Annotated in this window: 24 protein-coding genes and 1 pseudogene; 14 read left to right on the forward strand and 11 right to left on the reverse strand. The window is 66.2% G+C overall.

The window, feature by feature from the left end; genetic code table 11:
• Positions 1-39: 39 nt before the first annotated feature.
• Complete coding sequence (locus tag H7J86_RS19875) at positions 40-1,221, forward strand: MFS transporter (RefSeq protein ID WP_267292800.1); 1,182 nt, start codon at positions 40-42, stop codon at positions 1,219-1,221.
• On the opposite strand, the gene H7J86_RS19880 is transcribed toward H7J86_RS19875, so the two are convergent.
• A complete protein-coding gene (locus H7J86_RS19880) occupies positions 1,179-2,384 on the reverse strand; it encodes a diiron oxygenase (protein WP_267292802.1) in 1,206 nt (401 codons plus the stop codon). The genes H7J86_RS19875 and H7J86_RS19880 overlap by 43 nt on opposite strands.
• Before the next feature lie 102 nt (positions 2,385-2,486).
• On the opposite strand from H7J86_RS19880, the gene cobF reads away from it, so the two are divergent.
• The 3 genes from cobF (at position 2,487) to H7J86_RS19895 (ending at position 4,204) form a co-directional block, all read left to right on the forward strand.
• Complete coding sequence (gene cobF / locus H7J86_RS19885) at positions 2,487-3,230, forward strand: precorrin-6A synthase (deacetylating) (RefSeq protein ID WP_090354876.1); 744 nt, start codon at positions 2,487-2,489, stop codon at positions 3,228-3,230.
• 17 nt (positions 3,231-3,247) lie between these two features.
• On the forward strand, positions 3,248-3,628 hold the full coding sequence (locus tag H7J86_RS19890) for a phage holin family protein (RefSeq protein ID WP_090354877.1): 381 nt from the start codon (positions 3,248-3,250) through the stop codon (positions 3,626-3,628).
• 108 nt (positions 3,629-3,736) lie between these two features.
• Complete coding sequence (locus H7J86_RS19895) at positions 3,737-4,204, forward strand: nuclear transport factor 2 family protein (RefSeq protein ID WP_090354879.1); 468 nt, start codon at positions 3,737-3,739, stop codon at positions 4,202-4,204.
• 31 nt (positions 4,205-4,235) lie between these two features.
• Here H7J86_RS19895 and H7J86_RS19900 read toward each other — a convergent pair whose 3' ends face one another.
• Positions 4,236-4,646 (reverse strand): ester cyclase, encoded by a 411-nt coding sequence (locus tag H7J86_RS19900; RefSeq protein ID WP_267292804.1) that lies wholly within the window; start codon positions 4,644-4,646, stop codon positions 4,236-4,238.
• Positions 4,647-4,741: 95 nt separating this feature from the next.
• Positions 4,742-6,328 carry an FUSC family protein gene (locus tag H7J86_RS19905; RefSeq protein WP_267292806.1) on the reverse strand — a complete coding sequence of 529 codons (1,587 nt, stop codon included), beginning with the start codon at positions 6,326-6,328 and terminating at the stop codon, positions 4,742-4,744.
• A gap of 108 nt (positions 6,329-6,436) precedes the next feature.
• Between H7J86_RS19905 and H7J86_RS19910 the strand changes: the two are divergent.
• From H7J86_RS19910 to H7J86_RS19925, 4 genes and pseudogenes are all read left to right on the forward strand, one after another.
• Positions 6,437-6,682 (forward strand): annotated as a pseudogene (locus tag H7J86_RS19910) (DNA-formamidopyrimidine glycosylase family protein); the annotation flags it as partial.
• A 162-nt stretch (positions 6,683-6,844) separates the two neighbouring features.
• The gene (locus H7J86_RS19915) at positions 6,845-7,318 is read left to right on the forward strand and encodes a zinc finger domain-containing protein (RefSeq protein ID WP_267293041.1); all 474 of its coding nucleotides are present in this window, start codon (positions 6,845-6,847) and stop codon (positions 7,316-7,318) included.
• 48 nt (positions 7,319-7,366) lie between these two features.
• Positions 7,367-8,116, forward strand: coding sequence for an SDR family oxidoreductase (locus tag H7J86_RS19920; protein WP_090354884.1), 750 nt, complete (start codon positions 7,367-7,369; stop codon positions 8,114-8,116).
• 67 nt (positions 8,117-8,183) lie between these two features.
• The gene (locus tag H7J86_RS19925) at positions 8,184-8,501 is read left to right on the forward strand and encodes a hypothetical protein (RefSeq protein WP_222622192.1); all 318 of its coding nucleotides are present in this window, start codon (positions 8,184-8,186) and stop codon (positions 8,499-8,501) included.
• Positions 8,502-8,569: 68 nt separating this feature from the next.
• On the opposite strand, the gene pgi is transcribed toward H7J86_RS19925, so the two are convergent.
• Positions 8,570-10,219, reverse strand: coding sequence for a glucose-6-phosphate isomerase (gene pgi / locus H7J86_RS19930; protein WP_267292808.1), 1,650 nt, complete (start codon positions 10,217-10,219; stop codon positions 8,570-8,572).
• Positions 10,220-10,269: 50 nt separating this feature from the next.
• On the opposite strand from pgi, the gene H7J86_RS19935 reads away from it, so the two are divergent.
• From H7J86_RS19935 to modA, 3 genes are read left to right on the forward strand one after another with little or no spacing between them, the layout of a single operon-like run.
• Complete coding sequence (locus H7J86_RS19935; RefSeq protein ID WP_187096848.1) at positions 10,270-11,727, forward strand: NAD-dependent succinate-semialdehyde dehydrogenase; 1,458 nt, start codon at positions 10,270-10,272, stop codon at positions 11,725-11,727.
• A 56-nt stretch (positions 11,728-11,783) separates the two neighbouring features.
• Entirely contained in the window at positions 11,784-12,188 is a 405-nt protein-coding gene (locus H7J86_RS19940; protein ID WP_090354890.1) for a TOBE domain-containing protein, read from the forward strand.
• Positions 12,189-12,962, forward strand: a complete 774-nt coding sequence (gene modA, locus H7J86_RS19945; RefSeq protein WP_267292810.1) for a molybdate ABC transporter substrate-binding protein — start codon at positions 12,189-12,191, stop codon at positions 12,960-12,962. It abuts the gene before it with no gap.
• Here modA and H7J86_RS19950 read toward each other — a convergent pair.
• A complete protein-coding gene (locus H7J86_RS19950; protein WP_090354893.1) occupies positions 12,959-13,255 on the reverse strand; it encodes a chorismate mutase in 297 nt (98 codons plus the stop codon). The two genes, modA and H7J86_RS19950, sit on opposite strands and share 4 nt — an antisense overlap.
• A gap of 200 nt (positions 13,256-13,455) precedes the next feature.
• Between H7J86_RS19950 and pcrA the strand changes: the two genes are divergently transcribed.
• Positions 13,456-15,753 carry a DNA helicase PcrA gene (gene pcrA, locus H7J86_RS19955; protein WP_090354895.1) on the forward strand — a complete coding sequence of 766 codons (2,298 nt, stop codon included), beginning with the start codon at positions 13,456-13,458 and terminating at the stop codon, positions 15,751-15,753.
• Positions 15,754-15,763: 10 nt separating this feature from the next.
• Here the strand turns inward: pcrA and H7J86_RS19960 are convergent, their stop codons facing one another.
• Together H7J86_RS19960 and H7J86_RS19965 are read right to left on the reverse strand one after the other, a co-directional pair.
• Positions 15,764-16,327 (reverse strand): hypothetical protein, encoded by a 564-nt coding sequence (locus H7J86_RS19960; RefSeq protein ID WP_267292812.1) that lies wholly within the window; start codon positions 16,325-16,327, stop codon positions 15,764-15,766.
• Positions 16,320-17,390 (reverse strand): M23 family metallopeptidase, encoded by a 1,071-nt coding sequence (locus H7J86_RS19965; RefSeq protein WP_090354898.1) that lies wholly within the window; start codon positions 17,388-17,390, stop codon positions 16,320-16,322. Before H7J86_RS19965 ends, H7J86_RS19960 begins: the two co-directional genes overlap by 8 nt.
• Before the next feature lie 270 nt (positions 17,391-17,660).
• Between H7J86_RS19965 and sucC the strand changes: the two genes are divergently transcribed.
• A complete protein-coding gene (sucC, locus tag H7J86_RS19970) occupies positions 17,661-18,824 on the forward strand; it encodes an ADP-forming succinate--CoA ligase subunit beta (RefSeq protein ID WP_090354900.1) in 1,164 nt (387 codons plus the stop codon).
• Between the two features lie 14 nt (positions 18,825-18,838).
• Positions 18,839-19,741: a succinate--CoA ligase subunit alpha gene (sucD, locus tag H7J86_RS19975; RefSeq protein WP_267292814.1), complete on the forward strand. Its 903-nt coding sequence runs from the start codon at positions 18,839-18,841 to the stop codon at positions 19,739-19,741.
• A gap of 71 nt (positions 19,742-19,812) precedes the next feature.
• Here the strand turns inward: sucD and H7J86_RS19980 are convergent, their stop codons facing one another.
• The 4 genes from H7J86_RS19980 to H7J86_RS19995 form a co-directional block, all read right to left on the reverse strand.
• Positions 19,813-21,663, reverse strand: coding sequence for a S9 family peptidase (locus H7J86_RS19980; protein WP_267292816.1), 1,851 nt, complete (start codon positions 21,661-21,663; stop codon positions 19,813-19,815).
• A gap of 77 nt (positions 21,664-21,740) precedes the next feature.
• Positions 21,741-22,361 carry a TetR/AcrR family transcriptional regulator gene (locus H7J86_RS19985; RefSeq protein WP_090355095.1) on the reverse strand — a complete coding sequence of 207 codons (621 nt, stop codon included), beginning with the start codon at positions 22,359-22,361 and terminating at the stop codon, positions 21,741-21,743.
• A gap of 84 nt (positions 22,362-22,445) precedes the next feature.
• Positions 22,446-24,524, reverse strand: a complete 2,079-nt coding sequence (locus H7J86_RS33410; protein ID WP_308204847.1) for a hypothetical protein — start codon at positions 24,522-24,524, stop codon at positions 22,446-22,448.
• Positions 24,503-25,633 carry an ATP-binding protein gene (locus H7J86_RS19995; protein ID WP_267293043.1) on the reverse strand — a complete coding sequence of 377 codons (1,131 nt, stop codon included), beginning with the start codon at positions 25,631-25,633 and terminating at the stop codon, positions 24,503-24,505. Before H7J86_RS19995 ends, H7J86_RS33410 begins: the two co-directional genes overlap by 22 nt.
• Positions 25,634-25,689: the final 56 nt, after the last annotated feature.

Below are 25,689 nucleotides of genomic sequence, written 5' to 3' on the forward strand. Positions count from 1 at the left end.
AGTTCTGTGTGCCGGAATGGTTCGGAGGAAGATGTCCGGATGGGCACCTGGCTGACGCGCAATGTCCGGGTGCTGTCCGCGGTGTCGTTTCTTCAGGACACCGCCAGCGAGCTGCTCTACCCGCTGTTACCCATCTACCTGACCGCCGTGTTGGGCGCCCCACCCGCTGTCGTCGGCGCGATCGAGGGTGCCGCCGAGGGGGCGGCGTCGCTGACCAAACTCGCCTCGGGGCCGCTGGGTGACCGGTTTGCGCGACGCCCGCTCATCGCCACCGGGTACGGGATGGCCGCCCTCGGCAAGGTGATCGTCGCCGCCGCGGGCGCCTGGCAGGGAGTCCTCGCAGGTCGGGTCGTCGACCGACTGGGAAAGGGCTTGCGCGGCGCCCCGCGTGACGCCCTCCTGGTCGCCGATATCGACGAGCGTCACCGCGGCCGGGTGTTCGGCTTTCATCGCGCCATGGACACCTTCGGTGCGGTCGTCGGACCGCTGATCGGGCTGGCCGGCTACGAGCTGCTGGACCATCAGATCGCGCCGCTGCTGTGGGTGGCCGTCGTACCCGCCGTGCTCAGTGTCGCGCTGGTGTTCCTGTCCAAGGAACGCAAACGTCCCGCACCCACGACGCGGCCACCGCTCTTCGCGCGCGTCAAGGACCTCCCGCGCCGGTTCTGGCGCACCACGGGCATCCTCGTTGCATTCGGAATCATCAACTTTCCCGACGCGCTGCTGCTGTTGCGGCTCAACGAGATCGGCTTCTCGGTCGTCGAGGTGATCCTGGCCTATGTCGGTTACAACGCGGTCTACGCGCTGAGCAGCTATCCGGCCGGGCTGCTGGCAGACCGGATCGGCCGGGTGCAGGTGTTCGGTATCGGGCTGGTGTTCTTTGCCATCGGCTACACCGGGCTGGGGCTGACCACCGATCCGCTGGCCGCCTGGCTGCTGATCGGTGCGTACGGACTGTTCACCGGCTGCACCGATGGCGTCGGCAAGGCATGGATCTCCACCCTGGTCGGCGCCGATCTCCAGGCCAGCGCGCAGGGTGTCTTCCAAGGCGCAAGCGGGTTTGCGATCCTGATCGCCGGCGTATGGGCCGGGCTGGCCTGGGGGCAGGATGGCACCGTGCCGCTGCTGATCTCCGGCAGTGTCGGCGCGGTGTTCGCGATCGCGATGCTGACAGTCGGCTACACCAGGCGGAACGGCGGAGCCCCCGCACCGGCGATCTGATAACCGCCCTGCTGGGTGCGTTCGGTGCACCGGCCCGTCACGGTATTGCCGTCGATGACGACCGGCACCGCGCCGCGCGGGGTCTCGGCCGGCGCGTCGAACACGGTGCCCTGCCAGTGATACCTACCGTCGATCGGATCGAGATGCCCCGTGAGCCGGACCCGTACCGCGTGGCCGTCCACGGTCGCGGGACCGTCGTAGACGTCCTCTACGAAGGTTCCGCAGTCGTCATCCTCGGCTTGCGCGACGGCGGGACCCTTCGCGGGCAGAAACCCGGTGCGCCGCCAGACCCGCCTCGCGATCGGGCCCATCAGGCCGACCTCCTCGAGGAATGCGGCCAACGGGGCGAACCCGGCGATCTGCACCTCGCGCCGGTGCGCGGACGCGCGAGCCATCCTGCGCGCCGCCCGCGCCTCCAGGCCGACCCGGCTGTACTGCACCTTGTTGGTGAACAGGAATCGGAAGAACAGGCCGCCCGCGCCGTTGAGATTGCCGATCCAGAAGCGCTTCCAGCGCGACATGGACGGGGTGCGCTTGCGCAGGCCGTCACGCGCGAACTGGATGTGGCGAGCCTCCTCGGTGACGTGAATCCGCATCAGCCGCTGCGCCATTGGCTGCAGCTCGGGATCGTCCATCATCTGCCGTTGCAGCGAATCGAAGATCTCCTCGCCGATCAGGGCGGCCACCCACAGCACCGATCCGCGGAAGATGAACGGCAGCCCGTTGATGATGACGCGCTGATACAGCCGGGGCCGGATCGGGTCCGCGCCGACCTTCGCGATGGCCTTGCCGAACATCACCATGTGCCGGGTCTCGTCGCCCAGTTCGGTCAGCTCATAGTGCGTGGTGGCCGCGGTCGGGTCTTGATGCATCATCTTGCGCAGCAGCGACTGATTCAGGATGTTCTCGAACCAGATGCCGGCGGACAGCGTGTTCACCAGCTCCTGACGGGACAGCTCGATCTGCTCGGCCCGGCTCATCGCCTCCCACAACGGGGTGCCGTAGAGCGAGACCACCTTGGGGGGCAAGAAGAACTTGTCCGCCTCCAGCGGGGCGTCCCAGTCGATATCGACGATCGGGGCGTAGGACTTGCGTACCGAGCCCTTCAGCAGCCGCTCGGCGAATTCCGCACGCGTGGTCTGGGATTTCAGCGAAGCCGTCATCGTTGCCACCTTTCGGGTCGGTGACTTCGAAGCTACGTCCGCGTCACACTTTTAGTCAATACCTGCGGTACCGGATAAATCGTTTCCGCTAGCCTTCTGCGGGTGCGCACCCTTCATGTCATCGGTATCGGCGCGGGCGACCCCGACTACGTGACGACGCAGGCGATCTCGGCGCTCAACGACACCGATGTCTTCTTCGCTATGGACAAGGGTGAGACGAAAGACGACCTGGTCGCGCTGCGCCGGCTGATCTGCGACCGGTTCATCACCGAACCCGGCTACCGGTTCGTCGAACTACCGGACCCCAAAAGGGCCGCCGCCGCCGACAGCGCGGCCTACCGGGACAACGTGAACGAATGGCACGCCGCCCGAGCCCGGCTATGGGCCCAGGCCATCCAGGATGAACTCGGACCCGACGGTGTCGGCGCGTTTCTGGCCTGGGGTGACCCGTCGCTCTACGACAGCACGCTGCGCATCCTGGAGCGAGTGGCCGAGCACGTCGAGTTCGACTTCGACGTCGTCCCCGGGATCACCGCCATCCAGGCGCTGACCGCACGACATCGCATCGCGCTCAACGACATCGGTGCGCCCGTGCTGATCACCACTGGCCGTCAGCTGCGGGAGAACGGCCTGGACACCGACGCCGTGGTGATGCTGGACGGCGAGTGCTCGTTCTTGAGTTGTCCGCCCGACACCCGGATCTGGTGGGGCGCCTATCTGGGGACGCCGGACGAACTGCTGGAGTCCGGCAGGGTGGGCGACGTCGGTGACCGGATCGTGGCGCGCCGGGCCGAAGCCCGGCAGCGGCACGGCTGGATCATGGACATCTATCTGCTTCGCGCCTGACCTGGCAGGATCACAGCATGGGATCATTTCTGCTGCGCGCCACCCTGACCGGCCTGGCGCTGTGGGTGGTGACGCTCTTCGTGCCGGGCATGACGTTCGTCGGCGGTGCCACGACCCTTCAGAAGGTCGGCATCATCTTCGTCGTCGCGGTCATCTTCGGACTCGTCAACGCCGTCATCAAACCGATCGTGCAGATCATCTCGATACCGCTCTACGTCCTGACCCTCGGCCTGTTCCACGTCGTGGTCAACGCACTCATGTTGTGGATCACGTCGTGGATCACCGAACACACCACGCACTGGGGGCTGTTCATCGACCACTTCTGGTGGACCGCGATCTGGGCGGCCATCATGCTGTCGATCGTCAGCTGGCTGCTCTCCCTGGTCGTTCGCTCCTGACGCCGAAGGCGTTGGGCAGGATCGGTTCTCGCAAGGTCTGTCGGCACAGAAGGTTCGTCGGTAGGTTCGTCTAGGTTCGTCGACGCGTACAGAGGGAGGTCCCATCCGATGGGTGCAGACGAGGAGCGTCCACCGCTACCACCGTTCGATCTGCAGTCGGCACTCCAGAAAGTCCAGGCCGCGGAGGACGCGTGGAACACCTGTGACCCCGAGCGGGTGAGTAAGGCGTACACGCGGGACAGCGTGTGGCGTAACCGGAACGTCTTCGTCACCGGCCGCGACGAGATCGTCGCATTCCTGACCGCCAAATGGCAGCGAGAACGGGACTACGCGCTGCGCAAGAGTCTCTGGGATTTCCATGGGAACCGCATCGCGGTGCGATTCCAGTACGAGTGTCGCGATTCCGCGGGCCAGTGGTGGCGCAGCTACGGCAATGAACTGTGGGAATTCGACGAGCACGGGTTGATGCGTCGACGGGAGGCGAGCATCAACGACCTCGCGATCGACGAATCCGAACGCCGCTACTTCGGGCCCCGGACCGAGGCCGAACGCGGCCTGGACATACCACTGCAGTGACCTCGATCTGCCCTTCAGTTGAGACTGGGCGTCACTGCGTTTCGGTGCCCGTGATCTGTTCCAGCACCGCGTCCATATCGGTGATATCCCATACGTGGGTGAACTTGTCGCCTTCGACGCGATAAAGCGTGAATTCAGAGGTGACCACGCGGCGGCCAGTCGCTGCGATTCCGCGAAAGGTGCCGAGGTGGGTGCCTGCCACCGAGAAGTGCAGCGCGACAAGGTCTCCCTCGACGAGTTCGTGCCGCACCTCCCACTGCCAGTCGGGGAAGGCCGACACCAGGGGGACGAACTGCTCGGTGACCCTCGTGGGATCCGTGGGGGTGTCGTTGATGCTGATGGGCGATGCGTAAAACGTGCTCATCCGCGTGAAGTCGTGCTTGTTGCATGCGTCCAGATACGACTCATACAACGAGCGAAGCCGCTCCTGCTCATCACCCACCGAAGGGTCCCCCTTCACACGACGCCACGGTCGACTCTAGCAACGGGGGCGCCGCCGTGGCGTGTCGCGAAAGATATTGGCAGCACGCGTGCTGGCTATTCGTGATCCGGTCGTCGGTGCTCGGTCTGCCAGCAGGCGGTCAACGTGCGGTACGCGTCGTGCTCGGTGGCGGCCACTGTCGGCCACAGCCGTTCAGCGGCCTCGCGTTGGGAGGCTGATCCGCCGACGGCACCCTGGTACACGTCGAGCATCGCCATCGCGCGCAGCTGCAGATCGCGGCGGTCGGCGCGGGCCTGCGCGGTGGTGACGGAGCCGGCCTCCAGATGTGTGGTGGTGGCTGCCATCGCCGCCAGGGTGGCATCGATGGCCTCGGTCACCGGTGCGGGACCGCGCGTGCGGATCGCCGCCCGGTACACCAGAAGAGCTGCGGCGCATCCGATCACGGTGTCCAATCCACGGGCCAGCAGCAGTCGGCCCAGATCGTCCACCGGATGGCCGGCGGTGGCAATGGTCAGTGCGATCGGGGTGATGAACACGACGGCGATCGCATAGTTGCGCATCACAAACATCTCAATGATGAACTGCAGCAAGGCGATCACCGCGACCAGCCACAGTCCCTGGGGGTGCCAGGCCAGGATGGCCCCGGCCAGCCCGAGCCCCAGCCACGTGCCCACCAGGCGCTCGACCCCACGCTGTACGGTGCGCGTCCAATCAAAACCCTGATACAGCACGAGCACCGCGGCCGCCATTGCCCAGTAGGCGTGATCGATGGACAACACCGAGGCGACTGTGCCCGCCAAGGCGACCGCGATACCGACCCGCACTGCCAGCCGCAGGGAGTCCGAGCCCGGTGTCAGGGCGCGCCGCAGCAACGTGAGATTCCCCGGACGGCCCAGTGGGAGATCGGGGGTGGTGTCGGCGAACGACGGGTCGTCGATATCGGGTAGCGGCTCGCCGCGATCGACGGCAGCCATCGCCGCGGCGAAAACGCGATGCAGGCGGTGGTTTTCGGCCCGCAGACGTTGCAACGTGCCGTCCCGACGGGGCCGAGCCGGCTCGAAATTGACCAGCGTCACCCACGCCTGGTGTAACGCTCGGGCCGCCTGGTGGCGGTCGGCGCCCTCGCCGGATTCGAGGTAGCGCATAACCGCGGCGCGTGCGGCGCCCACCGCCGCATACTCCGGTGCGCGGGGCCGCCACAGCACCGCCACCATGTGCGCCAGCCACGCGAACACCCCGCCGGACAACACCAGGGCGCCGATATGCCACGGCGTCAGGTGGGTGGCCGCCGTCGCGGTCCCCGCCGCGCAGCCCAGCATGAACATGTAGGCCCCGGGCGGCCCGACGCTCAGCGCGTGGCACACCAGCACCGCGACCATCGCGATCAGCGTGATGGTCACCAGACCCAGCAGCGGGATCCGTGCCGCCCAATCGCCGAGGGCCACCGCGGCGGCGAAGCTCAGCGCGATGATCGCCAGATAGCCCGCACGGTTGAGGTAAGGGCGGCCGCTGCCATACAGGGCGGTGAATCCGCCGATGGTCGCGATGAGCCAGGCCCCGGTATCGCCCGACAGCCAGCCCGCCAGCACCGGCACCGCCATGCAGATCCCGGCCCGCAGCGCGAACGGCCAGCGCCTCGGAGCCGGATTGAGGATGAGCAGGCGGCGCAGGAACGGCGGCACATACCGACGATATCGGTGTGGCACTTGCCTCCGTCTTCTCCGGTCGCTGCGCTCGCCCTGAATACTTTCCCCCGTCGCTGCGCTCGCCCTGGATGTCACACTGGACACATGCCCGAACTGCCCGAGATCGAGGCACTCGCCGATCACCTGCGTCGGCATGCCGTCGGACGGCCGGTCACGCGAGTGGACGTGGCGGCCCTGTCGGTCCTCAAGACCTTCGATCCGCCCGTCACCGCCCTGCACGGGCAGACCGTGACCGGGGCGTCGCGGTGGGGCAAGTACCTCGGTCTGCAGGTCGGTGAGCTGTTCTTGATCATGCATCTGTCCCGCGCCGGCTGGCTGCGTTGGTCCGACAAGCTGGCACCGACGCCGCTCAAACCCGGCAAAGGGCCGATCGCCCTGCGCGTGCACCTGGGAGCCGCCCCGGCGGCGATATCGGACGGGGGCGGCGTGGGTTTCGACCTCACCGAGGCCGGCACGCAGAAGCGGCTCGCGGTGTGGGTGGTGGCTGATCCGCTGGCCGTCCCGCAGATCGCCGCGCTCGGGCCGGATGCGTTGTCACTCGGGCCTGCCGAACTCGCGGAGGTGCTCGCCAGCCAGACCGGCCGGATCAAGACCGTCCTCACCGACCAGAAGATCATCGCCGGTATCGGCAACGCGTACAGCGATGAAATCCTGCATGTGGCAAAGCTTTCCCCGTTCGCCACCGCCGCCAAGTTGACGCCCGATCAGCTGGGCGCACTACACGACGCGATGGTGTCGGTGCTCACCGATGCCGTGACACGGTCGGTGGGGCAGGGGGCTGCCACCTTGAAGGGCGAGAAGCGTTCCGGTTTGCGAGTGCACGCGCGCACCGGACTGCCGTGCCCGGTGTGCGGGGACACCGTGGCCGAGGTGTCCTTCGCCGACAAGTCGTTCCAGTACTGCCCGACATGCCAGACCGGTGGCAAGAAACTGGCGGACCGCAGGTTGTCCCGCCTGCTCAAGTAGCAACCTCAGGTTTCCGGTCAGTTATCTAACTGGGTTATTCTGCTCGGCATGACTCGCCAGAAGATCCTGATCACCGGCGCCAGTTCCGGACTGGGCGCCGGCATGGCCCGCGCTTTCGCCGCCAAGGGCCGTGACCTGGCCCTTTGTGCCCGCCGCACCGACCGGCTGGATGAGCTGAAGGCGGAGATCGCCGCGAAGCACCCGCATGTGAAGGTGGCCGTGGCCGCGCTGGACGTCAACGACCACGAGGCCGTCCCCCGGGTGTTCGGTGAGCTGTCCGACGAGCTGGGCGGTATCGACCGGGTCATCGTCAACGCCGGTATCGGCAAGGGCTGGCCGCTGGGCGAGGGCAAGCCGTGGGCCAACAAGGCCACCATCGAGACCAACCTGGTCGCCGGGCTGGTCCAGATCGAGACGGCACTGGAGATGTTCAAGAAATCCGGGGGAGGGCACCTGGTGCTCATCTCGTCGGTGCTGGGCAACACCGGTGTTCCCGGTACGAAGGCCGCGTACTGCGCCAGCAAGGCGGGGATGACCTCACTCGGTGAGTCGCTGCGCGCCGAGTACGACAAGGGACCGATCCGGGTCACCGTCATCGAACCCGGGTACATCGAATCCGAGATGACGGCCAAGTCCGGGTCGACCCTGCTCATGGTCGACAACGAGACCGGGGTCCGCGCGATGGTCAACGCCATCGAGAAGGAGAAAGGCCGCGCCGTGGTGCCCGGGTGGCCGTGGGCGCCGTTGACGCAGATCATGCGGCTGCTGCCGCCGAAGTACACCAAGCGTTTTGCGTGATTTTTCGGATTGGCTGGTTTAACCCTGCGCAGTAGTCGGGTAGTCGAACCACATGATGGTGAAACTGATGAAGATGACGCCCCTACTGTTCACAGGTGCTGCGGCTGCTGGAGCCATCGCACTTGCCCCGGCCGCCATGGCCGAGCCGATGCCGCCGGCACCGCCGGCCCCCGGCTGCTACAACCCGGACGGCACGCCGTGTACGCCGTCGGCGGGTCCGCAGGGCGCAGGTGCCGAGGTTCCCGGTGGTCCCGGTGCCCAGGCCAGCCCGGACGGCCACGTGTCGGCGCAGGTCCCCGGCGGTCCGTGGGCCGAAGCCGGTCCCGGCGGCGGGATCGCGTGCGTCCCGGGCGGTCCGTGCCGCACGATCCAGCTCCCGGGCTGATCCACCTCGGTGATTTCGGCGCGCTCACATTCGCTCAGCGAGCGTGAACGCGCCGAAATCGCTGTGGCTCAGGCTGATCGACCGCGCTCGGTGCGATAGCGACGCACCAGGGCGTCGGTGGAGGTATCGGTCTGCTCGGCGGGCGACGCGTCGCTGGTGAGCACCGGCAGCAGGGCCTTGGCCTGAGTCTTGCCGAGTTCCACGCCCCACTGGTCGAACGAGTCGATACCCCAGATGACGCCCTCGGTGAAGACCTGGTGCTCGTAGAGCGCGATGAGCTGACCGACCACCGACGGTGTGAGCTTGGTGGCCAGGATCGACGTGGTGGGCCGGTTACCCGGCATCACCTTGTGCGGCACCACGTCGGCGGGCGTGCCTTCGGCCGCGATCTCCTGGGCGGTCTTACCGAACGCCAGCACCTGGGTCTGGGCGAAGAAGTTGCTCATCAGCAGGTCATGCATGCTGCCCGTGCCGTCGGCGGTCGGCAGATCGTCGGTGGGCTGGCTGAACCCGATGAAATCGGCGGGGATCAGCCGGGTGCCCTGATGCAGCAGTTGGTAGAAGGCGTGCTGGCCGTTGGTTCCCGGTTCGCCCCAATAGATTTCACCGGTACTCGTGGTCACGGGTGAGCCGTCGGCCTGCACCGACTTGCCGTTGGACTCCATGGTGAGCTGCTGCAGATACGCGGCGAACCGGGACAGATCGTTGGAGTACGGAAGCACGGCACGCGACTGGGCGCCGAAGAAGTTGTTGTACCAGAGGCCGATCAGGCCGAGCAGTGCCGGGGCGTTCTCGGCCAGGGGTGCGGTGCGGAAATGCTCGTCGACGAGGTGGAAGCCGGCCAGGAACTCCGCGAAGCGTTCCTTGCCGATGACGGCCATCACCGACAGCCCGATGGCCGAGTCGACCGAGTAACGGCCCCCGACCCAGTCCCAGAACCCGAACATGTTCGCGGTGTCGATGCCGAACTCGTCGACCAGCCGCTTGTTGGTCGAGACCGCCACGAAATGCTTGGAGACCGCGGCGTCGCCGAGCACATCGGTGAGCCAGCGTCGGGCGGCGGTGGCGTTCGTCAGCGTCTCCAGGGTGGAGAAGGTCTTGCTGGCAACAATGAAAAGCGTTGTGGCGGGATCGAGTCCGTCCAGCTTGGCCACCAGGTCGGCCGGATCGACATTCGAGACGAACCGCGCGGAGATGCCCGCGTCGGCGTAGTGGCGCAGCGCGTCGTAGACCATCACCGGCCCCAGGTCCGAACCGCCGATGCCGATGTTGACCACCGTGGTGATCCGCTGGCCGGTCGCGCCGGTCCACTCGCCGGAGCGCAACCGGTCGGTGAACGCACCCATCGCGTCGAGCACCTCGTGCACATCGGTGACGACGTTCTGGCCGTCGACGGTCAGCGCCGCCCCTCGCGGCAGCCGCAGCGCGGTGTGCAGGACCGCGCGGTTCTCGGAGGTGTTGATGTGCTCGCCGGAGAACATGGCGTTCCGGCGGCCTTCCAGGTCAGCGGCTTTGGCGAGATCGACCAGCAAATCCAGGGTTTCGCGGGTGACGCGGTGCTTGCTGTAGTCGATGTAGAGGTCGCCGACGGTCAGCGTCAGTTCCGTGCCGCGGGCCGGATCCTCGGCGAAGATCTCCCGAAGATTCTTCGACGCGAGGGCGTCATGGTGGCGCGCCAGCGAATGCCATGCGGCCGTAGCGGTGATGTCAGCACTCATTCTTCAGACCTTAGTGCGGTATGCGTGTCGAGGGTGTACATGATGGATGTATGCGCACCGAACACTTGGCAGAGCTGATTTCATCCGTGCCCACCGGACTGTGGATCGGCGGCGAAGAGCGCGCCGGCTCGTCCACCTTCGAGGTACACAATCCCGCGACCGACGAGGTGATCACCTCCGTCGCCGACGCGACGCCCGAAGACGGTATCGCCGCGCTGGACGCCGCGGTGGCCGTGCAGGCCGAGTGGGCTGCCACCGCGCCCCGGGAGCGCGGCGAGATTCTGCGGTCGGTCTTCGAAACCCTCACGGCGCGTGCCGAAGACGTCGCCACGTTGATGACGCTGGAGATGGGCAAGGTCATCGCCGAGAGCCGCGGCGAGGTCAAGTACGGCGCCGAGTTCTTCCGCTGGTTCTCCGAGGAGGCCGTGCGCATCGGCGGCCGCTACACCCACAGCCCGGCCGGTACCGGCCGCATCGTCGTCACCAAGATGCCGGTCGGCCCGTGCTACGCCATCACGCCGTGGAACTTCCCGCTGGCGATGGGCACCCGCAAGATCGGCCCGGCGCTGGCCGCCGGCTGCACCATGCTGGTCAAGCCCGCGCAGGAGACCCCACTGACCATGTTGCTGCTGGCCAAGCTGATCGACGAGGCGGGCCTGCCCAAGGGTGTGCTCTCGGTGCTGCCCACCTCGAACCCCGGTGCGCTGACCACCGCGCTGATCGACGACGGCCGGCTGCGCAAGCTGACGTTCACTGGTTCCACCGGCGTGGGCAAGGCGCTGGTGAAGCAGTCCTCGGACAAACTGCTGCGCACGTCGATGGAACTCGGCGGCAACGCCCCCTTCGTGGTGTTCGACGACGCCGATGTCGATGCCGCCGTCGAGGGCGCCCTGTTGGCCAAGATGCGCAACGGCGGCGAGGCCTGCACGGCGGCCAACCGGTTCCACGTCGCCAACGCGGTGCGCGCGGAATTCACCGAGAAGCTCGTCAAACGGATGAGCGAGTACCAGCTGGGCAACGGGCTCGATGACGCGTCCACGCTGGGGCCGCTGATCTCACCGAAGCAGCTGGGCATCGTCAACGAGCTGGTGTCGGATGCGGTGGACCGCGGCGCGGAGGTCGCCGTCGGTGGGGAGGCCCCGGCCGGCCCCGGCAACTTCTTCCCGGCCACGGTGCTGGCCGGGGTGCCCGCCGATGCCCGCATCCTCAAGGAGGAGGTGTTCGGGCCCGTCGCGCCGATCGCCGGGTTCGACACCGAGGAAGAGGGCATCGCCGCGGCCAACGACACCGAATACGGCTTGGCGTCCTACATCTACACCCAGTCCCTGGACCGTGCCCTACGGGTGGCCGAGGCGATCGAGTCGGGGATGGTCGGGGTGAACCGCGGGGTGATCTCGGATCCCGCCGCGCCGTTCGGCGGTGTGAAGGAATCCGGGTTCGGCCGCGAGGGCGGCACCGAGGGCATCGAGGAGTATCTGGAGACGAAGTACATCGCCTTCACCCCCTAGCCGCATCTTCGGTGCTATCTGTGTGAATTATCCGCAGATGCGGATACGATTCTGCCGTGCCGACACTCCGTATCCGCGAGGCCGCCGAGTTGCTCGGGGTCAGCGATGACACCGTCCGGCGCTGGATCGACGACGGCAGCATCGCGGCGAGTACGGACGAGTCGGGCCGCAAGGTGCTCGACGGCGCGCAGCTGGCCGGCTTCGTCCGCGAGCATGCCGGCCGGGTGCCGCAGGATCCGGTCGCGATCGGCAGTTCCGCGCGCAACCGATTCGCCGGGCTGGTCACCAAGGTCGTCTCGGACACGGTGATGTCCCAGGTCGAGATGCAGTGCGGACCGTTCACCGTCGTCTCGCTGATGAGCACCGACGCCGTGCGCGATCTTCAGCTCGAGCCCGGCAGTGTCGCCGTGGCCGTCGTCAAGGCCACCACCGTCATCGTCGAGACCCCGGGAGACACGTAGATGAAACGCATGAGGGCGTGGGCGGCTGCCGGACTGGCCGCGGCGGCAGTGCTCAGCGGCTGCGGCTCCGACACGTCGCCCGGCAGCGCGGCGCCCGCGCAGCACCTCGTGGTGTTCGCCGCGGCCTCGCTCAAGCAGACCTTCACCCAGATCGGTGATCAGTTCAACACCGACAATCCGGGGGCCACGGTGGAGTTCTCCTTCGCCGGATCCTCGGACCTGGTGACGCAGCTGACGCAGGGCGCCAAGGCCGATGTGTTCGCCTCGGCGGACGCCAAGAACATGGACAAGGCGGCTGCGGCCGGGCTGCTGGCCGGGGACCCGGTGAACTTCGCGACGAACGTGCTGACCATTGCGGTGGCCCCCGGTAACCCCAAGGGCATCAAGACTTTCGGCGATCTGGCCAAGCCCGGTCTGAACGTGGTGGTGTGCGCGCCGCAGGTGCCGTGCGGGTCGGCGACGAAGAAGCTCGAGGACGCCACCAAGGTGACGCTGGCACCGGTCAGTGAGGAAACGTCGGTGACCGATGTGCTGGGCAAGGTGTCCACCGGTCAGGCCGACGCGGGGCTGGTGTACGTCACCGATGTCGCGGGATCGGGCGGCAAGGTCGACGGCGTCGGGTTCCCGGAGTCCTCCGGTGCGGTGAACACCTACCCGATCGCCACCCTGAAGAGTGCCGCGAATGCGGACCTGGCCCACAAGTTCATCGACCTCGTGACCGGTGCGGCGGGTCAGAAGGTGCTGGAGCAGGCGGGCTTCGGTAAAACGCGTTAGTGGCCGAGCCGGCCGCGGCCCATGCGCAGCAGCAGCATCGCGAGGTCCTTGCCCTCGGGACCCAGCTCGCTGTAGCGCTCGATCACCTTCATCTCGCGGCTGTGCACCAGGCGGGTGCCGCCGGAGGCCATCCGGATCTTGCCGATGGTCTGGGAGACCTCTTTGCGGCGTGCGATGGCGGCCAGGATCTCGGCGTCAAGGCGGTCGATCTCCAGGCGCAGATCGTCGATGTTCGGCAGCTCGCTGGTTTCGATGGTCATGGGTTCCTCGCTGTTGGTGGGTTTTGGTTTCATCCGGTTTCGGGCCTCACACAACAGACGAGCCCCGGATCCGGATGCGGACCGCGGGGCTCTGGGGAAGCAGCTAGACCACGGGCACCGCGGATCGGTACCCGTAAAAAAATCGTCGCTGCTGATGGAGCACAAATCGAGTGTGCCACTAACGGCCGGGCCAGCGCAAAGTGTCTGCCCGCGGTTGTAGGTTTGACTGCGATATGACTCTTGCTGCTGACACCGACAACTTGCTGGACGGCCTCAACCCGCAGCAGCGCCAGGCCGTGCTGCACGAAGGTTCGCCACTGCTCATCGTGGCGGGCGCCGGTTCGGGTAAGACGGCGGTGCTCACCCGGCGGGTCGCCTACCTGCTGGCCGCCCGCGACGTCGGCGTCGGCCAGATCTTGGCCATCACCTTCACCAACAAGGCCGCCGCGGAGATGCGCGAACGGGTGGTGCAACTGGTCGGGCCCCGCGCGCGCAACATGTGGGTCTCGACGTTCCACTCCACATGTGTGCGCATCCTGCGCAACCAGGCCTCCCTGATGCCCGGGCTGAACTCGAACTTCTCCATCTACGACGCCGACGATTCGCGGCGGTTGCTGATGATGATCGCCAAGGACATGGGGCTGGACACCAAGCGGTATTCACCGCGGGTGCTGTCCAACGGCATCTCCAATCTGAAGAACGAGCTCATCGACCCGGAGCGCGCGGTCGCCGAGCTGACCGATTCCTCCGATGACATGTCGCGCACCGTGGCCTCGGTGTTCGGCGAATACCAGCGCCGGCTCCGCGCGGCCAACGCCCTGGACTTCGACGACCTCATCGGTGAGACGGTCTATGTGCTGCAGGCGTTTCCACAGGTGGCGCAGTACTACCGCAGGCGTTTCCGGCACATCCTGGTCGACGAGTACCAGGACACCAACCACGCCCAGTACATGTTGGTCCGCGAACTGGTCGGCCACGACCCCGCCGGTGACGTACCGCCCGGCGAGCTGTGCGTCGTCGGTGACGCCGACCAGTCGATCTACGCGTTCCGCGGGGCCACCATCCGCAACATCGAGGATTTCGAGCGGGACTACCCGGACGCGACCACCATTCTGCTGGAACAGAACTACCGCTCCACCCAGACCATTCTGAACGCCGCCAACGCGGTCATCTCCCGGAATGCGGGACGGCGCGAGAAGCGGCTGTGGACCGATTCCGGGGAGGGCGAACTCATCGTCGGCTATGTCGCCGACAACGAGCACGATGAGGCGCGGTTCGTCGCCGGTGAGATCGACGCCCTGGCCGACCAGAACCAGATCAGTTACAACGACGTCGCGGTGTTCTACCGCACCAACAACTCCTCACGTGCCCTGGAGGAGGTGTTCATCCGCTCCGGCATCCCGTACAAGGTCGTCGGCGGCGTGCGCTTCTACGAGCGCAAGGAGATTCGCGATATCGTCGCCTACCTGCGGGTGCTGGACAACCCCGGCGACTCGGTGAGCATGCGGCGCATCCTCAACACCCCGCGCCGGGGCATCGGCGACCGGGCCGAGGCGTGCGTGGCGGTGTACGCGGAGAACACCGGCACCAACTTCAACGACGCGCTGCAGGTGGCCGCCGAGGGCAAGGTCCCGATGCTCAACACCCGCTCGGAGAAGGCCATCGCCTCCTTCGTGGAGCTGCTGGACTCGTTGCGGGCCGGGCTCGACGGTGAACTCGGCGATCTGGTCGAGGCGGTGCTCGACCGCACCGGCTACCGCCGCGAACTCGAATCGTCGAACGACCCGCAGGATCTCGCACGGCTGGACAACCTCAACGAATTGGTCAGCGTCGCACACGAATTCAGCATCGACCTGGCGAATGCGCAGGCGCTGCGCGAAGAAGAGGACCTGGTCGACGAAGACATTCCGGACACCGGGGTGCTGGCCCAGTTCCTGGAACGGGTATCGCTGGTGGCCGACGCCGACGGTATCCCCGAAGAGGGTTCGGGTGTGGTGACCATGATGACCCTGCACACCGCCAAGGGCCTGGAATTCCCCGTGGTGTTCGTCACGGGCTGGGAGGACGGCATGTTCCCGCACATGCGCGCCCTCGGCGACCCGACGGAGCTGTCCGAGGAACGCCGGCTGGCTTATGTCGGTATCACCCGGGCCCGGCAGCGGCTGTATCTGAGCCGCGCCAAGGTGCGGTCGTCCTGGGGGCAGCCGATGCTGAACCCGGAGTCCCGCTTCCTGCGCGAGATCCCGGAAGACCTCATCAACTGGCGCCGCGTCGAGACGCCGGCATCAGTGCTGAGCGCCCCGCGCAGTGTGGGGCGATTCGCCGACAGCGCACGCCCGGCGCCGGCGAAGGTGCGCAACCGCACGGTGATCACCCTGGAGCCCGGCGACCGGGTGACCCATGACAAGTACGGGCTGGGTCGGGTCGAAGAGGTGTCCGGCGTGGGCGAATCGGCGATGTCGCTCATCGACTTCGGTAGCGCCGGCCGGGTCAAGCTGATGCACAACCACGCGCCGGTGAGCAAGCTCTGACCGTGACGGCCTAACCCTTCGCCCACCGTGCCGTCGCGGGCAGCAACGCCAGCACGATCGCGGCGACCGGTAACGCCGGCATCGCGTAGACGACGGGGTGCAGCCGCGCCCCGGCGAGGAACAAGCAGCCGAAGATCAACAGGCCGATGGTGGCGCCGACGACGATCAGCAGCCGTCCCATCCGGCGCTGAAGCAGCAGCACGATCAAACCCCCGATCCCGGCGGCCGCCGAGATCGCGGTGAGAAAGCCGATCGCGACGCAGAACAACCGGTCGGTGCGCCACCACCCGGCGATCAGATCGGTGGCGATGACGGCGGTGGCCCAGCCGGTCAAGATGCTCAGCACTGCGGCGGCGATGGCCGCGGCCGGCCCGGCCTCACGGCGCGGTGCCACGGCCTGCGGGGTGGGCCGGGGGATGTAACTGGTTTGGTCCTGCTCGGCAGGGGTACGCACGAACATGGTGGGGTCGGTGCCGAGGGCAGGCGAAAGCGCCGGGAACGAACCGGTGGGGTTCCGGCGGATGATGCTGGTGCGGGGATCCTCAGGGACGTGCTCGGGACTCACGTCATCCAACGTAGGTGCCGGGGCTAAGCCCCCGCTGAGCGAGCCACGGCACCGGGTCGATGCGGTTGCTGCCGTTGAGCAAGACTTCGAAGTGGCAGTGCGGGCCGGTGGAGTTGCCGCGGTTCCCGATGGTGGCGATCTGGTCACCGGCCATCACGCGCTGCCCGACGGACACCAGCCAGGTGTTCACGTGGCCGTAGAGCGTGACGGTGCCGTCGTTGTGGCGGATCTTGACCCATGCGCCGTAACCCGCGGTCGGGCCGGCGTCGACGACGGTGCCGTCGGCGACGGCCACGATGGGCGTGCCGATCGGCCCGGCGATGTCGATACCGGCATGCAGCACGCCCCAGCGGTAGCCGAAGCCCGATGTCCACACGCCCTTGGTGGGCATGACGAACAGCGGCCTGTTCAGTCGCGCTTCACGCTCCGCGCGTTCCTGGGCGAACGCGGCGGCCTTGGTGATCTCCTCGGCGTGCACGGCCGAGCTGGCGGCCGGCTCGACGGTCACGATCTGCATCCCGTCGGCCGACCCGGTGATGACCCCGCCACTGATCCCGGCCTGGGCGCCGGTCAGCACGGTGTCCGAGGTGGCCGTGGACGAATCGGCGGTGCTCAGCGTGTAAGCACCCGAGGCGGTGGCGCCGGCGGCCATGGCGGCGATCAGGAGCCGGCTCTTGACCGCACCCACGGTCTGCTTGCGGTGCGCGCCACCGGTGCGCTGGCCGCGGATGTCGATGACGTCGGTCTGGGCCAGGCCGTCGCTCAGGTCGGTGTGGCTGTCGCGATAGCCGCGGGCGGAGGGCCGGGGCTCGTGAGATTCGAACTCGGTCGGCACGGCGAGCCGCAGCGGGACCAGGTCGTCGGTGTCGTGCAGATCATCGAGTTCCGGAGCGGCGATGACGCGCTGCTCCTTGTCGAAGGCGGAGCTGTCGCGGAACTCGAGTTCGTGCAGGTCACCGAACTCGTTGAACGGGATGATGTCGGTGATTTCGGCGGCCGACAGCGGACTCTTCGCGGTGCGAGCGTTCGTCGGTGTTCCCTTGGGGAAGCGGGACGAACTGTGCTCAGGCAACCTGCGATGTCCTTCTTTTCGTGACCTTGCCGTGATCTGGACCAGTAGGCACGTTAACCAAACCCCAATGTTGGTGGCAACCTAAGCGCGTATTCCGGGCGGGAATGTGACTTGTCTCACTGGGCCACCTCGGTGAGATTTAGCACAAGTCAGGTGGGCGATGGGGGAGCCCGCGCCAAGGGTCGATAAAGTGCCCAGCGAGCCGGTCAGGCCCACACGCTGAAGTGAAACCAAACGTCAACGCAGACAGACAGGGATTTCTCAGAGCTCATGGATCTCTTCGAATATCAGGCGAAAGAGCTGTTCGCCAAGCACAACGTCCCCACCACTCCCGGCCGGGTCACCGACTCGCCCGAGGACGCCAAGGCGATCGCCGAGGAGATCGGTAAGCCGGTCATGGTGAAGGCTCAGGTCAAGGTCGGCGGCCGCGGCAAGGCCGGCGGCGTGAAGTACGCGGCCACCCCCGAGGACGCCTTCACCCACGCCCAGAACATTCTCGGCCTCGACATCAAGGGCCACGTCGTCAAGAAGCTGCTCGTTGCCGAGGCCAGCGATATCGCCGAGGAGTACTACATCTCCTTCCTGCTGGACCGCTCCAACCGCACGTACCTGGCCATGTGCTCGGTCGAGGGCGGTATGGAGATCGAAGAGGTCGCCGCGACCAAGCCCGAACGTCTGGCCAAGGTGCCCGTCAACGCCGTCAAGGGCGTCGACCTGGCCTTCGCGCGCGAGATCGCCGAGAAGGGCCACCTGCCCGCCGAGGTGCTCGACGCCGCGGCCGTCACCATCCAGAAGCTGTGGGAGGTGTTCGTCGGCGAGGATGCCACCCTGGTGGAGGTCAACCCGCTGGTCCGCACTCCCGACGACCAGATCCTGGCCCTGGACGGCAAGGTCACCCTGGACGCCAACGCCGACTTCCGGCAGCCCGGCCACGCCGAGTTCGAGGACAAGGACGCCACCGATCCCCTGGAGCTCAAGGCCAAGGAGAACGACCTCAACTACGTCAAGCTCGACGGCGAGGTCGGCATCATCGGTAACGGCGCCGGCCTGGTCATGTCGACCCTGGACGTCGTCGCCTACGCCGGTGAGAAGCACGGCAACGTCAAGCCCGCCAACTTCCTCGACATCGGTGGTGGCGCCTCAGCCGAGGTGATGGCCGCCGGCCTGGACGTCATCCTCAATGACTCTCAGGTCAAGAGCGTGTTCGTGAACGTGTTCGGCGGCATCACCGCCTGTGACGCGGTGGCCAACGGCATCGTCAAGGCACTGGAGATCCTCGGCGACGAGGCCAACAAGCCGCTCGTGGTGCGCCTGGACGGCAACAACGTCGAAGAGGGCCGCCGCATCCTGGCCGAGGCCAACCACCCCCTGGTCATCCAGGCCGAAACCATGGACGCCGGCGCCGACAAGGCCGCCGAGCTGGCCAACAAGTAAGGGAGCCAACAAAGATGTCTATCTTCCTGAACAAGGATTCCAAGGTCATCGTCCAGGGCATCACCGGCGGCGAGGGCACCAAGCACACCAAGCTGATGCTCAAGGCCGGCACCCAGGTGGTCGGCGGCGTCAACGCCCGCAAGGCCGGCACCACCGTCTCTCACGAGGACAAGGACGGTAACCCCGTCGAGCTGCCGGTCTTCGGCAGCGTGGCCGAGGCCATCAAGGAGACCGGCGCCGACGTGTCGATCGCCTTCGTGCCGCCGGCCTTCTCCAAGGACGCCATCATCGAGGCCATCGACGCCGAGATCCCGCTGCTGGTGGTCATCACCGAGGGCATCCCGGTGCAGGACAGCGCCTACGCGTGGGCCTACAACGTCGACAAGGGTGAGAAGACCCGCATCATCGGGCCCAACTGCCCCGGCATCATCACCCCGGGTGAGTCGCTGGTCGGCATCACGCCCAACAACATCACCGGCAAGGGCCCGATCGGCTTGGTGTCCAAGTCCGGCACCCTGACCTACCAGATGATGTACGAGCTGCGCGATCTCGGCTTCTCCACCGCCATCGGTATCGGCGGCGACCCGGTCATCGGCACCACCCACATCGACGCGCTCGAGGCGTTCGAGAAGGATCCCGAGACCAAGCTGATCGTGATGATCGGTGAGATCGGTGGCGACGCTGAAGAGAAGGCGGGGGCCTACATCCAAGCCAACGTCACCAAGCCGGTCGTCGGCTACGTCGCGGGCTTCACCGCCCCGGAGGGCAAGACCATGGGCCACGCCGGCGCCATCGTCTCCGACGGTGCGGGCACCGCGCAGGGCAAGAAGGAAGCTCTGGAGGCCGCGGGCGTGAAGGTCGGCAAGACGCCGTCCGAGACCGCCAAGCTGGCCCGGGAGATCTTCGAGACCCTGTAGGTTTCACCGCCAAAAGACGCAAACCCTCCCTTTTCTCACCGGAAAAGGGAGGGTTTGCGTCTTTTCGCGTGTCAGAGGTGAGCCGCCAAAAACCGTTCCACCGCGTGGTACATGTCGATCTGGTTGTCCGGGTTGAGGAATCCATGCCCCTCGTCGTCCTTGACCATGTACTCGACCTGCACCCCGCGGGCCCGCAGGGCGGCCACCATGTTGTCGGACTCGGCCTGTACCACCCGAGAATCGTTGGCGCCCTGGACGATCAGCAGTGGGGTGCGGATGGCATCCACCTTGGTGATCGGCGAGCGGGCCAGCATATCGGCCTCCTGCGCCGGATCCGACGGGTCGCCGACATAGCGGTGCCAGTTGTTCGCCAGGAAGGGCCGGGCGACATTCGGCAGGGTCCGCATGAAGTTGGGCAGGCTGGAGATGCCGACATAGTCGATGGCCGCGGCGAAGACGTCCGGGGTGAAGGTCACGCCGACCAGCGCCGCGTATCCGCCGTAGGAACCGCCGAAGATCGCCACCCGGTCCCGGTCGGCGATACCCTGCGCCACGGCCCAGTCGACGGCGTCGATCAGGTCGTCGTGCATCTTGCCGGCGAACTCGCCGATTGCGGCCTGGACGAACGCCTTGCCGTAGCCCGTCGACCCGCGAAAGTTGACCTGCAGCACCGCATATCCGCGGTTGGCCAGCAGTTGCACGTCGGGTTGATAACCCCAGCAATCCCGCGCCCACGGCCCGCCGTGCACCAGCAACACCAGCGGCAGGTTCGTCTGTTCCGTTTCGACCGGCAGGGTGAGGTAGCCGTGCAGCGTCAGCCCGTCCCGGGCGGGGATGGTGACCGCCCTCATCGGGGCCAGCGCATCGGGGTCCAGGTGCGGGTACGGCCGGAACAGCAGCCGGTGCTCGCCGGTGGAGTGGTCGTAAAGGTAAGTGGCCCAGGGGTCGCGGTCGTGGGTGAAGCTCACCACCCAGCGCCGTCCGCTGTCGTCGGACGAGATGGCGGCCAGGTCACCATCGGAGAGCTCGGTCAAAGCGCCCAATATGTCGGCGAACTCCGGGTCCAGCGCGTGGGTCACCTGACGTTCCCCGTAGTAGCGGGCTCCGATCAGCTCACCCGTGCGGGCACTGCGGATGAGCGGTGAGGGCAGCACCATCTGCGCGGCCAGGTCGAGGGTGGGGTGACTGTCGACCTCGGTCTCGGCGCCGGTGGCGACATCGACGCGGACCAGCCGGGTGTGGTCGGAGCCTTCGTTGGAACCGAGCCACAGTCCGGTCCCGTCCGGCGTGACGGCGACGGGATGGATACCGAGCGGATGGTCCATGCCGTCATAGGTCTTGATGGGGCGCAACGCTTTTGCCGTCGGATCCCAGCGTGACAGTTCGACGTCGCCGTCGGCCGTCAGCGTATTGGTGAACAGGTCGCCGGTCTGGCTGCTGAGCCAACCGACAACGGTGCCGGGGTTTTCGGCCAGCAGCGTCAGCTCACCAGTGGCGATATCGATTTCGTAGGCGTCGAACAGTTCGGGATTGCGTTTGTTGAGCTGGACAACCGCCTTGCCGGGCCGCCCCTTGAGCACCTCGAAATCAGCGCGGGTGCCGGGAAACGGGGTGAGGTCGACCGCAGGGGCAGACGGGTCGTCGAGATCGATGCGGTGCAGGTGCCAGTTTTCGTCACCACCGGTGTCCTGCATGTACAGCAGCCAGCGCGGGTCGTGGGTCCATCGGTAGATGTACACGCTGCGGGTGTCGTCGGCGGTGACACAGCGCGCGGGCTCGTCGGTGTCCAGGCTCTGCACCCAGACGTTGAGGCGGTTGCGCCACGGTGCCAGATAGGCCAGGCGGGTGCCGTCGGGGGAGATGGTCGCCGCGGTGCGCTCGGGCGGGCGGAAGAACTCCTCGACGGTGATGTGGAAGGGCACGGTTGTCCTTTCTCGGGGCGCGCTGGGTCGACGGGCCCACCGTGATGTGGGCTCGTAATGAATTGGGGCAGAGTGGGTCAGCGCCGCACGGGTCCGCCGATGCGGCCGTCGGTGGCTTCCTTGATGGCTCGGTCGATCAGTGCGTAGGCCTCGTCCTGGCTGACCGGCTTGCCTTCGACGATGACGGTGTGGCCGACGTCCTCGTCGATGACGCGGAACGCGCCGGTGACCGTGGCGGCGTAGAGCCGTGCGGAGAGATGGTCGTCCGGCACGCCGAGCCGGTCGGCGATCACCGGGATCAGACCGCGTTCCATCTCGTCATGCACCATGAGATAGGCGGTCCGCAGCGCGGGATCGGTACCCGATAGCGTGGCGATCCGCAGCGCCGCGATCTCGTCCTCGATGTCTTGTGGTGACAGGGGATACGCGATGGCCTCGGCCGCGAGGTGTTCGATGAGGGACAGCTCGTGCGGCCAGCGGCGCGCCGAATCGAGGAATCGTTCCGCCGATTTGGCGAGCAAGGGCTCGACGCAGCTCTCCTTGGAGCGGAAGTAGCGCCAGATGGTTCTGGTGGAAAGGCCTGCGGCAGCGGCGATATCGTCACCGCTGGTGGCGGCGACCCCGTGTTCCCAGAAGAGCGCGGCGGCCCGCCTCGACACGTCCAGGCGGGCCTGAGCCTGTTTGTCGACGATCTGCACCACCCCATCCCTGTCACTTAGTGACAACTCCACTTTGTCACTAAGTGACAGCCTCGTCAAGGCGTTGGGGGTCGGTGCTGCACCTCAGGATCTTTCGGCCTGCTGTTCCTCAATGAGCTGATCGACGGCCCGAAGGAGCGGTTCGTCGACGTAACGTCGCGGGTCATATCCGTCACCTACCGCCCGAGATTGGACGAGCATCGTGGTGGCAGCGACGATGGCCTGGCTGTCTTCGGTGAAGATCCCCATAGCCCTGGCGAAATCGCTCGGGCGAATATCTCCGTCCTGTAGGGAGAATCCCAGCGCGAAGCCCGCTGCTGTGTCACCGTGTCGCCGCGGTGGCGGTGCTTTGGCCTCCAAGGCCGTGGTGACCCACATTCGCCACATAAAGATCTTCTCGGCGTCCGGTACCTCGTTCGACGCATGGATGTCATCGAGAATGTCGCTGAATACCGCAAGTGCGAGATCGGTGTTGCCATCACGCTTGAGCGCCATGCCCAACAATCCTCGGAGCATGAGTGCCGGTGGTGAGATATGCCGCTCCCGGACAGCCGGACACTCCGAATCGAGCGTATGGGCAAGATCGTCGCTTGCCTTTGCGCTGCAGAGGAATTCGAACACCGAAATGGCATCGCTTGCGTCATCGCTCCAGGCTCTGGTGCGAAGATTCCGCAGCGCGGCGTTGATCTTGTCGTGCGGAGTTGTATAGCCGGATTGGGCATTCACGGCGTCGGAGATGATGCCAGTGAGTCGGCCGGGGGCAACTCGCGGAGAGGAGTCCCCCAAGGCGGCCAGTAGGACAGCCTCGAGAATCACCGCAATATCGTTGAGGGACGCATGCTCGTCGACCATCCAGGTTCTCAAGCTGCCGAGAAGCCGGGTGGGATCGTGCAGTGCCCCGAGAACGAACCATCGACTTTCCTCATTGATCGCCTTCTGGAGGTGTCTCTCCATGCGCGAGCCGGGCGCGGCATTGCCTAGCTCCTCGATGAGGTGATGTTGGGAGAAGAATCCTCGCAGAAATTCGACGATGAGCCGCAACGGCTTTCCGCGATCTTCACGGTACTGGAGGTGATACCGCAACAATGGCTCGGTGAGGTCGTACCACGACGCGCGTCGATCGCCGGACGAAGCCTTGCTGGACGTCACCCAGCGAGAGGAGGTCAGCCTGCCCAGCGCAGTCGCCGCCGACTGATTCGTAATGCCCACTGCGGTAGCCAAATCACTCACAGTCTGTGGCCGCCAGCCGCGGCCCAGCTCCACTACTAGGCGTTGCTCACTGGGAGGCAGTTGCCACAGCAGTTCCTGGTAGTACGGCGCCAGCCGGTCCAGCAGTGATTCCACTGCCGGTATCAAGGCATCGAGTGATTCGATGTCGATGGCATCGGACAAGATGTGCCACAGTCGTGGCGACCCGCCGGCCAAACGGTGAATGACCTGGAGACGTTCACGGCCCATGGGGGACTCGATGAACGCCCCAAGTGCGGCGTCTCCGCGGCCGCGGGCTGCCCGGCTCAGCATCGTCACGCCCTCGTCGACCGTCAACTCCGGCAGCGTTTGGATGCTGAACGATCCGTACCAGGGATACGAACGAGATGAAATGCCCGAGAACAACATCGGGGCCGTCGCGAAGATGGTCACAGCGGTTGATGTCTCGACCCAGGCGCGGAGTGCTCCTTGCCCGCCTTGCCCCAGGTTGTGGAATACCCTGTCGAGGTTCTCTACGGCCAGCAGGATCATGCGGTCACCAGCAGCATCGATGATCGCAGCCTCGATGCCGATGGTGTCTTTGTGTCTACGCAACTCCACGGCAGCCTTGGCCAGATCGGCATCGATGGCTCGGGCGATCTCCACCAGAAGGTCACCATACGATCCGATGGCCAACGAATCTTCCGGAATGAACACGGGCAGGAGCGATTGTGCCGTCTTTGTATCTGCGAGGCTGCGGTGTACGGCAACGCGGATGGTGTGCGTCTTGCCGGCGCCGCGAGGAGCGACAATCAACGTGTGGGGACGCGAACCGTCGTTGACGGCGCTTGTGATCCGCTGCACCAAAGTGTCGAAAATTGCCTCTCTGCCGACTGTTGACGCGTCGAGTTCCTCCGCGGTCAGGGCTGATGGTGTGAAACTGGGGTGCATCGTCATCGCCTCATCGCGCGCCAAGCCCGCTGCACCAGCGCCGAGGCGAACTTGTCGGCGTCTCCGATGCGCTCCAAATAGTGGTCCAGCTCCAGACGTTCGACGAAGGTCACCAATTGGACGCGGTCGGTGATGTCGATTCCTTCACCTTGTGTTCGGGTGAGTGCGTCATCGATCGTGAGCCGGCCAGGTGCATGGGCATAGACGTCGAGCAGTCTCCCGACCGCTGTCGCGTCGGTGCCGTAGTAGTCGCTCAGTCGGTTGCGGTAGTGCTTCAGGTCCCACGGATCTGCGCGGTCCTCGATGGCAGTGTCGACGAAACGCGGAATATCCTCCGCCCGTGGCAGTTTCCCGGTGGCACGCCATGCGATGACGGTGGCCGCCACCAGGTGCTGGATGTAGTAGGGGATGTTCTCCGCCGCTGCGGCCACAGCCTCGGCCACGTCCCTGCGATGCTCGGATTGGACACCTTCGCCCAATAAGAGGCACTCGGCCAGATAGGCGGCGTGATCAGAGCGGATAGGCCCGACCGTGATCTTGCGAATGTCATTCACCGTGCTCGGGGCGTCAGGCGAAACATGATGGAAGCCAATCGAACCCGATAACACGGTTGCCACCGCGGAGCCGTGCTTCTGGCGGAAACGTCGTAACATGTGAAGAAAGTTGTCGCCTGCTCCGCGCTCATGGCGTTCGAGATTGCGGGCCAGGATGGTGACTTCGTCGACGAAGAGCACAACCTGTCGCCCCGCGGCCCGACTGACTGCTCGGTCCAGGAGATCGTCCAGCACACTGGCGGCGTTGCGACCGCGCTCGATCTTGATGGGCCCCGCGGACAGCGACAGCCGGAGCCGCGCCATCTCCTGTGCCCAGGCGGGTTCCAGTCGACCCAGTTCGGTGGCAAGTGACCCGACGAAGTCGGCGTAGGTTTCCCGTTCAGCGCTGGCTGCGATGACCACCGCGCCGGCATTGGCGGCTTCAAATTGGGCGACGCGCGCCAAAGATGTCTTGCCGTGCCGACGGTCACCCACAAGTACTGAGCCGCCACCGCTCAGCGAGGCCATGACGTCGGCGACATCACGGACTCTGCCGACCACGTTCTGCGGCGGAACGATGCCGCCGACCACGAGGGACATCGGCCGTAGCTCCCAGGGCATGCCAACACTGTACGCCAATTTCGATGTACAACTGA

The organism is Mycobacterium hackensackense (assembly GCF_025822555.1).
Classification (GTDB): domain Bacteria; phylum Actinomycetota; class Actinomycetes; order Mycobacteriales; family Mycobacteriaceae; genus Mycobacterium; species Mycobacterium fluoranthenivorans.